The sequence below is a fragment of the Azospirillum sp. P4_B5 genome (assembly GCF_056402275.1).
The window spans coordinates 100909-112823 of the sequence record NZ_JBFUHT010000003.1; the positions used below are offsets into that span (position 1 = coordinate 100909).

Here is an 11915-nt window from a genome sequence, read left to right on the forward strand (position 1 = left end):
CCGCCGTGACTCAAGCCGCACCGCTCACAGGTCTGAATCCCGAGTCCTGCATCTCCATGACCCAGCGGTGCCCGTCCTTGCGCCATTGCGAGACGAGGCCACCGGTAAAGGCCGCCCCCTCCCAGGACCGCACCTCGAAGGTGACGCGCGGCGGCTCGATGGCTATGAGGTTGTAGGCGTTGGCCTCGTTGCGCAGGCGCGTGGAGGTCGCGGTTGAGGCCTGGGCGACCAGGATGGAGCGCGCCACCTGGGTGTGGTGGGTCATGATGTCGCCGGAATAGGCGCGGTGCAGGTGCCCAGCCAGCAGCAGGTCGACCCCGCAGCTCTCCAGCGCCGGCAGGGCCAGCCTGTGCCGCCCGACCAGCTTCGTCTTCGGCGCGTCGGGCGGCGGCAAGAAGGGGTGGTGGGTGAACAGCACCTTGAAGACGGTGTCGGGCACCTCGCAGAACACCTCGCGCACGCGCTTGATCTGGGCCTTGTTCATGCGCCCTTCGGAAAAATCCGTGATGACCGAGCGCGCCGTGTTGATCCCCAGCACGGCGATTTCCGAATCGATGTGGAAGGGGCTGAGGTCGGTGGTGATGTAGCGCTTGTAATTGCCGAACGGGTCGAGGAAGCGGCGCACCACATTGTAGACCGGGATGTCGTGGTTGCCCGGCACCACCAGATAGGGGAAGGGCAGCTTCTCCAGGAAGGCCCGCGCCTCCAGGAAATGGCGGGCCTTGGCGCGCTGGACCAGATCGCCGGAGATGACGATCAGGTCGGGCCGCGCCGCCGTCAGATCGGCCAGCAGGCCGTCGACCACCAGAGGGTCGATCCGCCCGAAATGCAGGTCCGAGATGTGGGCGAGCTTCTTCACGACACCTCCCCGGCAGTCATTCCCGTCACGCGCCGTCCGCCGTGCCGTCGCTTTCAGCTGCTGCCTTGGGCAGCAGGACCTTCAGCGCCTTGGGGCGGATGCGGTAGTTCAGCGGCGGCTCCATCTGCAGGATTTCGCCGTCGTTGACCATCTTCAGCCGCCGCCGCCGGCTGTGCACCGTCAGTTGCGTGGCCGTCAGCGTTTCCAACTCCTCATCCTGCTGCCAAGTTCCGAGCACGGTGCGCCCCATCAGCCGCAGCAGCCCCCAGGGGTCGCGCTGCCGCGCCACATAGACGCCGAGCTTTCCGGAATCGAGCCGGTCCCGACGCAGGAGCATGCTGCCCGCCTCGCCGTCGAAGGGGTTGTTGGAGACCACCAGAATCGGGGTGCGCACGCGGCGCGGCCCGTCGCCCCAGTCGATCCGCACGTCGAGCAGGGGCAGGCGGCGGAAGGTGCGGACCATGGCGAGCGCCATCGCCGGCCATTTCAGCAGGCGGTGCCGCTTGCGCTTCTCCTCGCGCTCCTGCACCACCTGGGGATAGAAGCCGAGGACGGAACTGTTCAGGTAGACCTCGCCGTTCACCTCCGCCACGTCGATGCTGCTCACCTCCCCGCCGGCCAGGGCCTCGTACGCCTCGTCGAGGTCCAGTGGCGTCTTCAGATCGCGCGCCAGCAGGTTCATGGTGCCGAGCGGCAGGATGCCCAGGATCTTGCCGGTGGGCAGGATCATGTTGACCGCGGTGTGGATGGTCCCGTCGCCGCCGCCCACGATGACCAGCTCCGCGTCGGAGTCGATGGCCTTGCGGATTTCCGCCTCGCAGTCCGTCGGCTCCACCGCGGTCAGCGACACCTCCGCCCCATGCCGCTCGAAGGCGCTGCGGATCGCCACCACCGTGTCGTCAATCGGCTGTCCGGCCAGCGTTCCCGCGGACCGGTTGAGGATGATGGCCGTTTTGCGGCCCGGTCCCTCCCGACGTGACGCTTGCGCTGCTGAGGCTGCCATCATGGAACTGTCCCGCTCATGACTGTGGGTGCGGCAACGGCTGAGGCCGGGGCGGTGTTCCGCGACGCTGCGCTGCGAAACCGCGGTTTGACACGCCGCCCGCCGCCCGTATCATCGCCCGAAACCGATAAATTCGCCCCACAAACGAACAAATGGAAACGACCGGAACCATGAGCGAACCCGCTGAGATCCTGTTCGAACGCCGCGGCTCCATCGGGCTGGTGACGCTGAACCGCCCGAAGGCGCTGAACGCCCTGACGCTGGGCATGATCCGCCTGTTCGATCCGCGGTTGCGCGCCTGGATCGCCGATCCCGAGGTCAAGGCCATCGTCGTGCAGGGCGCCGGGGAGAAGGCCTTCTGCGCCGGCGGCGACGTGGTGAACCTGTACGAGACGGGCAAGGCCGCCAAGGCGGGGCAGGACGACGGCGCGTCCATCCGCGCCTTCTTCAGTGAGGAGTATATCCTCAACCGCCTGATCCATAATTGCCCGAAGCCCTATGTGGCGCTGATCGACGGCATCAGCATGGGCGGCGGCGTCGGCCTGTCAGTGCATGGATCGCACCGAATCGTGACCGAGCGGACGATGTTCGCCATGCCGGAGACGGGCATCGGGCTCTATCCGGACGTCGGCGGCACCTACTTCCTGCCGCGCCTGCCCGGACAGGTCGGCGTCTGGCTGGGCCTGACCGGTGACCGTCTGAAGGCGGCGGACATGATCGAGGTCGGCGCCGCCGACGCCTTCGTCCCCAGCGCCAAGCTGGAGTCCCTGATCGCCGAGCTGGCCGACGGCGTGCCGGCCGACGAGACGGTCGCGCGCCACCGCGAGGAGGCCGGCGAACCCCCGGTCGCCGCCAACCGCGAGGCCATCGACCGCTGCTACGCCCACAACGAGGTGGAGGCCATCGTCGCCGCCCTGGAGGCCGAAGGCACGGAGTGGGCCGCCGGCCAGCTCGCCACGCTGAACCGGGTGTCGCCGACCAGCCTGAAGGTGACGCTGGAGGCGCTGCGCCGCGGCGCCAAGCTGGACTTCGACGGCTGCATGATCCAGGAGCTTCGCCTCAGCCTCGCCTTCCTCGCCCACCATGATTTCTACGAAGGTATCCGCGCGGCGCTGGTCGACAAGGACCGGAATCCGCGCTGGTCGCCAGCCTCTTTGGCCGAAGTGACGGCTGAAGAGGTGGCCGGTTACTTCGCCGAGCCCGTTGGCGGGGATTTGCACTTTACCGAATGAAGAGGCCCGCTCCCCTTTATTGCACTCTGAACGTGCACGGATACGGGCACATTCCGCGCGTTTCTGCGTTAGTATCGGGGAAATCCTTGCGGGACTTGTCTCAAACCTGACCGTTGTTGTGGCCTGACCATTGTTGTCAGGGGTCGGATGAGACGGGTCGGCTTGCCGCCCGGTTCGCCGGGCGGGAACGCCGCCAGGGTGCCTGGATTCCAGGCACATCTTGGCACGCGACGGGGCTTGGCACGGCAGGACGGGGGTATTCCGCAGAGCCAGGCTGTTCTACAACCCGGGCTGTGCTTTTGGGGCATTATTGAGGTGATTGCCGGACAATGATCGGTTAATCTCCCCTTAAGGACCCCGGAAAGGCCACAGGTCGGCCCATGTCCGGTACGAGCCAAAGGAGACCGCGGTGCGCAAACCCTATTATGAAAGCATCCTCTTGATCGAACGGCTTCACCGCCACTTTCTCGAGGTGCTGAAGACCGAGCTTGACCGGCTCGGTATCCAGGACATCAACAACGTCCAGAGCCTGATCCTGTACAACATCGGCGAAGACGAGATGACCGTCGGCGAACTGACGGCGCGCGGCTATTATCTCGGCTCCAACGTGTCCTACAACGTGAAGAAGATGGTCGAGAACGGCTATCTCGGGCAGGAGCGTTCGCCGCACGACCGCCGGTCGGTGCGCGTCCGCCTGTCGGAGAAGGGCCTCGATCTCCGCGAGAAGATCAGCCGCATGTTCGAGCGCCACCTGACGGCGCTGGAGAAGGCCGGCTTCAGCGACGAGGAGCTGGTCAAGGCGAACGAGACCCTGCGCAAGCTCGAACGCTTCTGGTCCGCATCGCTCGACTACAGCGGCTTTCCGCTGACCTCGGCGGCCTGATCCGCGACCGCCTGAGTCGTATCGGTACCGCGGTTTCCGGCTCCTGCGTCGAAAGAGAAAGGCACGCCTCCGGCCTCGGGTCCGGCGGCGTGCCGCGAGTCGGTGTGCGGCCCTGCGTGGCCGCTTTTTTCATGTCCGCGTTTCGGCCTCCTACGGCCCCCTTTTGCCGACGGTTCCGCCATCCGGCCATGCTTTGTCACGTCTTCGATGCTTCCGGATGGACGGGATTAAGTTCTTTCCGTAAGCTGTACGTGTGACAGATTGCTGATAACCTGAACCAAACAACGGGCGGTCTCGCGGAAGGCTGCTGAAAACAGGGAATGGGGAGGATATGGCAAGTGACGTCATTCTGGAGACGCGCGGACTGACCAAGGAATTCCGGGGCTTCGTCGCCGTCCGCGACGTCAGTCTGCGGGTGAAACGGGGGTCCATCCATGCGTTGATCGGTCCCAACGGGGCCGGAAAAACGACCGTTTTCAATCTGCTCACCAAGTTTCTTCAACCCAGCAATGGGAACATCCTGTTCAACGGGCGCGACATCACCGCGGTGAAGCCGGCGGACGTGGCGCGCCTCGGCATCATCCGCTCCTTCCAGATTTCGGCGGTGTTCCCGCATCTGTCGGTTCTGGAGAATGTGCGCGTCGGGCTGCAACGGCCGCTCGGCAACTCCTTCCACTTCTGGAAATCGGAATCGGTGCTCGACCGCCTGAACGGGCGGGCGATGGAACTGCTGGAGGATGTCGGGCTGGCCGGCTATGCCCACCGGCCGGCGGCGGAGCTTCCCTATGGCCGCAAGCGGGCGCTGGAGATCGCCACGACGCTGGCCCTGGAACCGGAGATGCTCCTGCTGGACGAGCCGATGGCCGGCATGGGGCACGAGGACATCGACCGCATCGCGGCGCTGATCAAGCGGGTCTCGGCCAACCGCACGATCCTGATGGTGGAGCACAACCTGTCCGTGGTTTCCAACCTGTCGGACTGGATCACCGTGCTGGCCCGCGGCGAGGTCCTGGCCGAAGGCCCCTACGCCGAGGTGTCGCGCCACCCGAAGGTCCGGGAAGCCTATATGGGGAGCGGTCATGCCTGACGGCGCTGCGGTGAAGACCGCGATGCTGGAGGTCTCCGATCTCCAGGCCTTCTACGGCGAAAGCCATGTCCTGCACGGGGTGAACCTGGAGGTCCGACAGGGCGAGGTGGTGACCCTGCTGGGCCGCAACGGCGCCGGCAAGACGACCACCATGCGTTCCATCATGGGCATCGTCGGCAAGCGCACCGGCGCCATCCGTTTCCAGGGGCAGGAATTGATCGGCATGGCGCCGCACAGGATCCCACGCCTCGGCATCGGCTATGTGCCGGAGGAGCGCGGCATCTTCGCCTCGCTCAACGTCGATGAGAACTTGACGCTTCCGCCGGTCGTGAAGGATGGCGGCATGACGGTCCAGCAGATTTACGAGCTGTTCCCCAACCTTCAGGGCCGGGGCTCGACCCAGGGCACCCGCCTGTCGGGCGGGGAGCAGCAGATGCTGGCCATCGCGCGCATCCTGCGCACCGGCGCCACGATGATCCTTCTCGACGAACCGACGGAGGGGCTGGCGCCGGTGATCATCGAACAGATCGGGGTGGCCGTCCGTAAATTGAAGCAGCGTGGCTTCACCGTCCTGCTGGTGGAGCAGAACTTCCGCTTCGCCGCCACCATCGCCGACCGCCATTACATGATGGAGGAAGGTCACGTGGTGGACATGATCCCGAACAACCAGCTCGCCGCGAACATGGAGAAGCTGCACACGTATCTGGGTGTCTGAATCAACAAGCAGAAACGTTCGAATTCGAACCGGGAGGAATGGAATGATTGCACGTCTGCTTGCCGGAGCGGCGCTCGCCGCAATGGCCGTCGGTTCCGCGCAGGCCCAGCAGGGCAAGGTTTCGGGCGACGTCGTGAAGATCGGCGTCCTCAACGACCGCTCCGGCCTCTACGCCGATCTTGGCGGCGAAGGCTCAGCGATCGCCGTCCGCATGGCGGTCGAGGAGGTGGGCGGCAAGATTCTGGGCAAGCCCATCGAGGTCGTCGCGGCCGACCATCAGAACAAGCCCGACATCGGTTCCAACCTCTCCCGCGAATGGATCGACCGCGACGGGGTGGACGTCATCGTCGATGTGCCGAACTCCGGCGTCGCTCTGGCGGTGCAGGAGGTGACGCGCGAGAAGAAGAAGATCTTTCTGATGCAGGGTCCGGCGACCTCGCGCCTGACCGGCGACGCCTGCTCGCCCACCGGCTTCCACTGGGCCTATGACACCCGCGCGCTGGCCGTCGGCACCGGGCAGGCCATCGTGAAGGAGGGCGGCAAGAGCTGGTTCTTCCTGACCGCCGACTACGCCTTCGGCCACCAGCTCGAAACCGACACGGCGGCGCAGGTCAAGAAGGCCGGCGGCACGGTCGTCGGCGCCGTGCGCGCGCCGCTGAACACGGCGGACTTCTCCTCCTTCCTGCTGCAGGCGCAGTCGTCGGGCGCGCAGGTCATCGGCCTCGCCAACGCCGGCGGCGACACCATCACCTCGATCAAGCAGGCGTCGGAGTTCGGCCTGACGCAGAGCGGGCAGCAGAAGCTGGCCGGGCTGCTGATCTTCCTGTCGGACGTGCACGCGCTGGGGCTCCAGGTCGCGCAGGACCTCGTCCTGACCACCGGCTTCTACTGGGACATGGACGACGAGAAGCGCGCCTGGTCGGAGAAGTACAAGGCGAAGACCGGCAAGATGCCGACCATGGTGCAGGCCGGCAGCTACTCCTCGGTGAAGCATTACCTGAAGGCCATCGAGGCGGCGGGGACCGACGACGGGCCGACCGTCGCCGCCAAGATGAAGGAGATGCCGGTCAACGACATGTTCGCCAAGAACGGCAAGATCCTGCCGAACGGGCGCATGGTCCACGACATGTATCTGGCCCGCGTGAAGAAGCCCAGCGAGTCCAAGGGGCCGTGGGATTATTACGAGATCATCCGCACCATCCCCGGCGACGAAGCCTTCGCCACCCTGGCGGAAAGCGGCTGCAAGCTGCCAGGCTGATCCCCGCCCGCCCCGGCGCCCGGTTTCCCGCCATCGCGCGGGGCCGGGGGCCGGGGGCCGGGGCGATCACACGCCGCGCAAAACGGTCGGAGAACGGCCGGAGGCGAACCACACATGTCCACCATCTTCGGCATCCCGCCCCAGGCGCTGTTCGGGCAGCTTCTGCTGGGGCTGATCAACGGGTCCTTCTACGCGCTGCTCAGCCTCGGGCTGGCGGTCATCTTCGGCATGCTGAACGTCATCAACTTCGCCCACGGCGCGCTCTACATGCTGGGGGCCTTCGTGGCGTGGCTGCTGCTGACCACGGCGGGGATCGGCTACTGGTGGGCGCTGCTGCTGGCGCCGCTGGTGGTCGGCGCCTTCGGCGTGCTTTTGGAAAAGACGCTGCTCAGCCGCCTCTATAAGCTCGACCATCTCTACGGCCTGCTGCTGACCTTCGGCCTCGCGCTGATCGTCGAGGGGATTTTCCGCCACTTCTACGGCGTGTCGGGCCAACCCTATCCCATTCCCGACCTGCTGCGCGGCGGGCAGAATCTGGGCTTCATGTTCCTGCCCAACTACCGCGGCTGGGTCGTCGTCGCCTCGCTGGTCGTCTGTCTCGCCACCTGGTACGCCATCGAGCGGACGAAACTCGGCGCCTACCTGCGCGCCGCCACCGAGAACCCGGTTCTGGTCCAGGCCTTCGGCATCAATGTGCCGCTGATGATCACGGCGACCTACGGGTTCGGCGTGGCGCTGGCCGGGCTGGCCGGCGTGCTGGCGGCGCCGATCTATCAGGTGTCGCCGCTGATGGGCTCCAACCTCATCATCGTCGTCTTCGCCGTGGTGGTCATCGGCGGCATGGGGTCGATTCTGGGGGCGGTGCTGACCGGATACGGTCTCGGGCTGTTGGAAGGCCTGACGAAGGTGTTCTATCCGGAGGCGTCCAACATCGTCGTCTTCGTCATCATGGCCGTGGTGCTGCTGATCAAGCCCGCCGGCCTGTTCGGGCGGGAGAGGTGACCCATGGCGACCGAGATCCACGCCGTCCGCCGCGACACCGCGGCTCCCGCCACCGGACGACCGGCCATGCCGGGTCTGCTGGCCCTGGCCGTGCTGCTGCTGGTCCTGATCGCCGCGCCCTACGTGCTGTACCCTGTCTTCGTGATGAAGGTGCTGTGCTTCGCGCTGTTCGCCTGCGCCTTCAACCTGCTGATCGGCTTCGCTGGCCTCTTGAGCTTCGGCCACGCCGCCTTCTTCGGCGGAGCGGCCTACATCACCGCCCACACGGTGAAGGTCTGGGGGCTTCCGCCGGAACTCGGCATCCTGCTGGGAACGGCCTTCTCCGCGACGCTCGGACTGGCCTTCGGGGCGCTGGCGATCCGGCGGCAGGGCATCTACTTCGCCATGATCACGCTGGCCCTGTCGCAGATGGTCTTTTTCATGGCCTTGCAGCTCAAGTTCACCGGCGGTGAGGACGGCATCCAGGCGGTGCCGCGCGGGCATCTGTTCGGAGTGATCGACCTCAGCCAGCCGATGGCGATGTACTACACCGTGCTGTCGGTGTTCCTGTTCGGCTTCGCGGTGGTCTGGCGCACCGTGCATTCGCCCTTCGGGCAGGTCCTGAAGGCGATCCGCGAGAACGAGCCGCGCGCCGTGTCGCTCGGCTACCGCGCCGACCATTACAAACTGATGGCCTTCGTCCTGTCCGCCGCGCTGGCCGGTCTGGCCGGGGGCACCAAGGCCATCGTCTTCCAGCTCGCCACTCTGACCGACGTGCAGTGGCAGATGTCCGGCGCGGTGGTGCTGATGACCCTGCTGGGCGGCATCGGAACGCTGTTCGGGCCAGTGGTCGGGGCGGCGCTGGTGGTGGCACTGGAGAATTATCTGGCAGCGAGCAACCTGCCGGTGCCAGTGGTGATCGGCGTGATCTTTGTCGCCTGTGTGCTGCTATTCAGGCGCGGAATCGTCGGAGAGATCGCTGCCCGCTTCGGCGGAAAACGCCCATGAGCCAGGAGATGATTGCAGTTATTCATTTTGGAGCACCCAATGGCTGAGACGGTCCATCCATTTTACGAGGATCACCGCGGCGCGATGGAGGCCGCCATGCGCCATCGCCTCGATCTTGCCGAAGCGATGTTGGGCGAGCACGTTCATCCATCCAGCATTGATGGGATCAAGCGGGAGGTGATGGACGAGTTCGACATCGTGCTCACGCAAATGCCCTATGTCGGGGGCGCGGACAGTCGCATGAGCGATTTCTTCATGCGTCTCCTTGGTTTCATGGCCATCAGCCGGGTGCTCCGGCGGCACGGCGTGTCGCTGCTCGTGATCGGCGACATCGAGCGGGAAACCTACAAGGCCCAGCTGCTCACCGTGCCCGAAGCGGAACGGCTCGCCGCGGGCGAACAGTTCCTGTCACCGGAGAATCAGGCGTTTCTACACGAGCAGGCGGAGAAAAGTCGTCAGGAGCAGTTTCCCGAGGATTTCGTCTACGACTTCGTCGAGCCGGGACCGGGGGATGATTTCACGTTCGGCATCAACTACAAAGCCTGCGGTTTCTGCAAATTCGCGGCCCGTCATGGCGACAAGGACCTTTTGCCGAACATCTGCGGCCTTGATTTCGACGCTTACGCGACACGCGGCATTCACTTGGAACGAACGCAAACCCTGGCCGGCGGGGCCAGCCACTGCGATTTCCGATTCTCGCGGCTGCGGTCGGCCTGAACGCCGGTTGCGGAAGGGGGCGATGGCGTCGCCACCCTCCGGGAACAGAATTTACAGCCCTAACGCCTCTTCCGACGGCTGGTAATCCAGCCCTTGCGCATCGGCCACCGCCTTGCAGGTGACCGCCCCGGCGTGGATGTTCAGGCCGGCCCGCAGATGCGGGTCGCGAGCCAGCGCCGCGCGGTAACCCTGGTCGGCCAGCGCCAGCGTGAAGGGCAGGGTGGCGTTGTTCAGCGCGAAGGTCGAGGTGCGCGCGACCGCCCCCGGCATGTTGGCGACGCAGTAATGGACCACCCCGTCCACCAGATAGGTCGGCTCGGCGTGGGTGGTGGGGTGCGACGTTTCGAAGCAGCCGCCCTGATCGATGGCGACGTCCACCACCACGGCGCCCCGCCGCATCCGCTCCACCATCGCCCTGGTGACCAGCTTCGGCGCCTCCGCCCCCGGCACGAGAACCGCGCCGATGACGAGGTCTGCGTCGAGCACATGCTCCTCGATCGTGTCGACGGTCGAATAGAGCGTTTGGAGCTTGGCGCCGAATTGCAGGTCCAGCTCTTTCAGCCGGGGCAAGGATTTGTCGATGACGACCACCTTCGCCTCCAGCCCCATGGCCATGCGGGCGGCGTTGGTGCCGACCACGCCGCCGCCCAGCACCACCACCTTGGCCGCCGGAACCCCGGGCACCCCGCCGAGCAGGACGCCGCGCCCGCCCTGCGCCTTCTCCAGGCAATGGGCGCCGGCCTGCACCGACATGCGGCCCGCCACCTCGCTCATCGGCGCCAGGAGCGGCAGGCCGCCGCGGGGATCGGTCACCGTCTCGTAGGCGATGGCGACGGCTCCGGAATCCAGCAACAGCTTGGTCTGCTTCGGATCGGGGGCGAGGTGCAGATAGGTGAACAGGATCTGACCCCGGCGCAGCATCGCGCATTCCTGCGGCTGGGGCTCCTTCACCTTCACCACCATGTCCGCACGGGCGAAGACGGTTGCGGCGTCTGGTACGATTTTCGCCCCGACGGCTTCATAGTGCTCGTCGTCCAGCCCGATGGCGGCTCCGGCTCCCGCCTGCACGAGCACGCTGTGCCCATGATGCGTCAGTTCACGGACCGAGGCCGGGGTCAGCCCGACGCGGTATTCGTGGTTTTTGATTTCCGTCGGCACGCCGATGAGCATGGGCATCCTCCGCGGGTGGCCGGTGCCGGACCAGGACGGGCAGCGCGCCGGCTCAGGGTGTCTTACCTCAGAATTTGGGGTGTGCGCCGGCCATCCGCATCTCTCTTACGGCGCGGCTTGGTGATTTTCTTTTGGATCAATTAAAACACTTCATGAAATTTGATACGAAACTCTCTCCAATAAATCCCGGCGGAGACTTCTCTGTATCCGCAAAAAAGTAGGTAAGGTTAGTTTTTAGAGTTGTGGAACTATTATTCGCCACCATGGTATATGGATGTTTGTGTCGCACTGCACAAAAATCGCGGCACCCAAGAAAAATTGGGGGGAGCGTCCGATTCGGACGGAACGAAACCAGGAGCAAGGCAGATGGCTTCAGAGAAGGACGCGCAGACCATCGCGCGCGACACCGCCGCCAAAGGCCGGAATGTTGCCGAGGACACCACCCGCCGCATGGCGGAAACCGCCGCGGAGACGACCCAGCGCGGCGCCGATACGGCCAGTGACATGATGGGAAAGGCGACCCAGGTTGCCGGCCAGGTCGCCGGCCAGACCTCCGATCAACTCAACCGCATGATGGGCCTGTCCGCACAAGCCCAGGGCGAGGTCGCCCAGCAAGCCCGCGAGAACATGGACGTCATGACGCAGTGCGGGTCCGTGCTGATGGACGGGATGCAGTCCATCATGCGCGAATGGATGGGCTTCGCCCAGGAGGCCATGGCCCGCAACGCGGAAGGCATCAACGCGATGATGCGCAGCCGGTCCGTCCAGGACCTCTACGCCGCGCAGAGCAGCATGGTCAAAGACGAGATGGAACTTCTGCTGAACCGCAGCGTCAAGGTGTCGGAGCTGTCGGCGAAAACCGCGAACGACGCGGTGCGGCGGCTGAACGCGCGGGCCGAAGGGGCCGCGCGCCACGTTCGCCGCAGCGCCTGACGCTTCACCAACGATCCATCCTGGCCTTGCGCCCCCGGACCAGCCGGTCCAGGGGCGTTCTTTTTTGCG

General features: G+C 65.5%; 12 protein-coding genes. 9 read left to right on the forward strand and 3 right to left on the reverse strand.

Features of this window, described 5'->3' with window-relative positions; translation table 11 throughout:
* Positions 1-10: 10 nt before the first annotated feature.
* Entirely contained in the window at positions 11-859 is an 849-nt protein-coding gene (locus tag AC1DVI_RS03175) for a metallophosphoesterase family protein (RefSeq protein WP_476956721.1), read from the reverse strand.
* Positions 860-884: 25 nt separating this feature from the next.
* On the reverse strand, positions 885-1865 hold the full coding sequence (locus AC1DVI_RS03180; RefSeq protein WP_476956722.1) for a diacylglycerol/lipid kinase family protein: 981 nt from the start codon (positions 1863-1865) through the stop codon (positions 885-887).
* Positions 1866-2032: 167 nt separating this feature from the next.
* On the opposite strand from AC1DVI_RS03180, the gene AC1DVI_RS03185 reads away from it, so the two are divergent.
* The 8 genes from AC1DVI_RS03185 (at position 2033) to AC1DVI_RS03220 (ending at position 9743) form a co-directional block, all read left to right on the forward strand.
* Positions 2033-3094, forward strand: coding sequence for an enoyl-CoA hydratase/isomerase family protein (locus AC1DVI_RS03185; protein WP_476956723.1), 1062 nt, complete (start codon positions 2033-2035; stop codon positions 3092-3094).
* Positions 3095-3503: 409 nt separating this feature from the next.
* Entirely contained in the window at positions 3504-3977 is a 474-nt protein-coding gene (locus tag AC1DVI_RS03190; RefSeq protein WP_014240398.1) for a MarR family winged helix-turn-helix transcriptional regulator, read from the forward strand.
* A 331-nt stretch (positions 3978-4308) separates the two neighbouring features.
* Positions 4309-5064 carry an ABC transporter ATP-binding protein gene (locus AC1DVI_RS03195; RefSeq protein ID WP_035673736.1) on the forward strand — a complete coding sequence of 252 codons (756 nt, stop codon included), beginning with the start codon at positions 4309-4311 and terminating at the stop codon, positions 5062-5064.
* Positions 5057-5779: an ABC transporter ATP-binding protein gene (locus AC1DVI_RS03200; protein WP_476956724.1), complete on the forward strand. Its 723-nt coding sequence runs from the start codon at positions 5057-5059 to the stop codon at positions 5777-5779. Before AC1DVI_RS03195 ends, AC1DVI_RS03200 begins: the two co-directional genes overlap by 8 nt.
* 43 nt (positions 5780-5822) lie before the next feature.
* Positions 5823-7037, forward strand: coding sequence for an ABC transporter substrate-binding protein (locus tag AC1DVI_RS03205; protein WP_476956725.1), 1215 nt, complete (start codon positions 5823-5825; stop codon positions 7035-7037).
* Positions 7038-7151: 114 nt separating this feature from the next.
* Entirely contained in the window at positions 7152-8039 is an 888-nt protein-coding gene (locus tag AC1DVI_RS03210; protein ID WP_149165824.1) for a branched-chain amino acid ABC transporter permease, read from the forward strand.
* Between the two features lie 3 nt (positions 8040-8042).
* A complete protein-coding gene (locus AC1DVI_RS03215; protein WP_476956726.1) occupies positions 8043-9026 on the forward strand; it encodes a branched-chain amino acid ABC transporter permease in 984 nt (327 codons plus the stop codon).
* 39 nt (positions 9027-9065) lie between these two features.
* A complete protein-coding gene (locus AC1DVI_RS03220; protein WP_476956727.1) occupies positions 9066-9743 on the forward strand; it encodes an L-2-amino-thiazoline-4-carboxylic acid hydrolase in 678 nt (225 codons plus the stop codon).
* Positions 9744-9794: 51 nt separating this feature from the next.
* Here AC1DVI_RS03220 and ald read toward each other — a convergent pair whose 3' ends face one another.
* The gene (ald, locus tag AC1DVI_RS03225; protein WP_476956728.1) at positions 9795-10913 is read right to left on the reverse strand and encodes an alanine dehydrogenase; all 1119 of its coding nucleotides are present in this window, start codon (positions 10911-10913) and stop codon (positions 9795-9797) included.
* A 366-nt stretch (positions 10914-11279) separates the two neighbouring features.
* On the opposite strand from ald, the gene AC1DVI_RS03230 reads away from it, so the two are divergent.
* Positions 11280-11846: a phasin family protein gene (locus AC1DVI_RS03230; protein ID WP_237903608.1), complete on the forward strand. Its 567-nt coding sequence runs from the start codon at positions 11280-11282 to the stop codon at positions 11844-11846.
* Positions 11847-11915 lie beyond the last annotated feature (69 nt).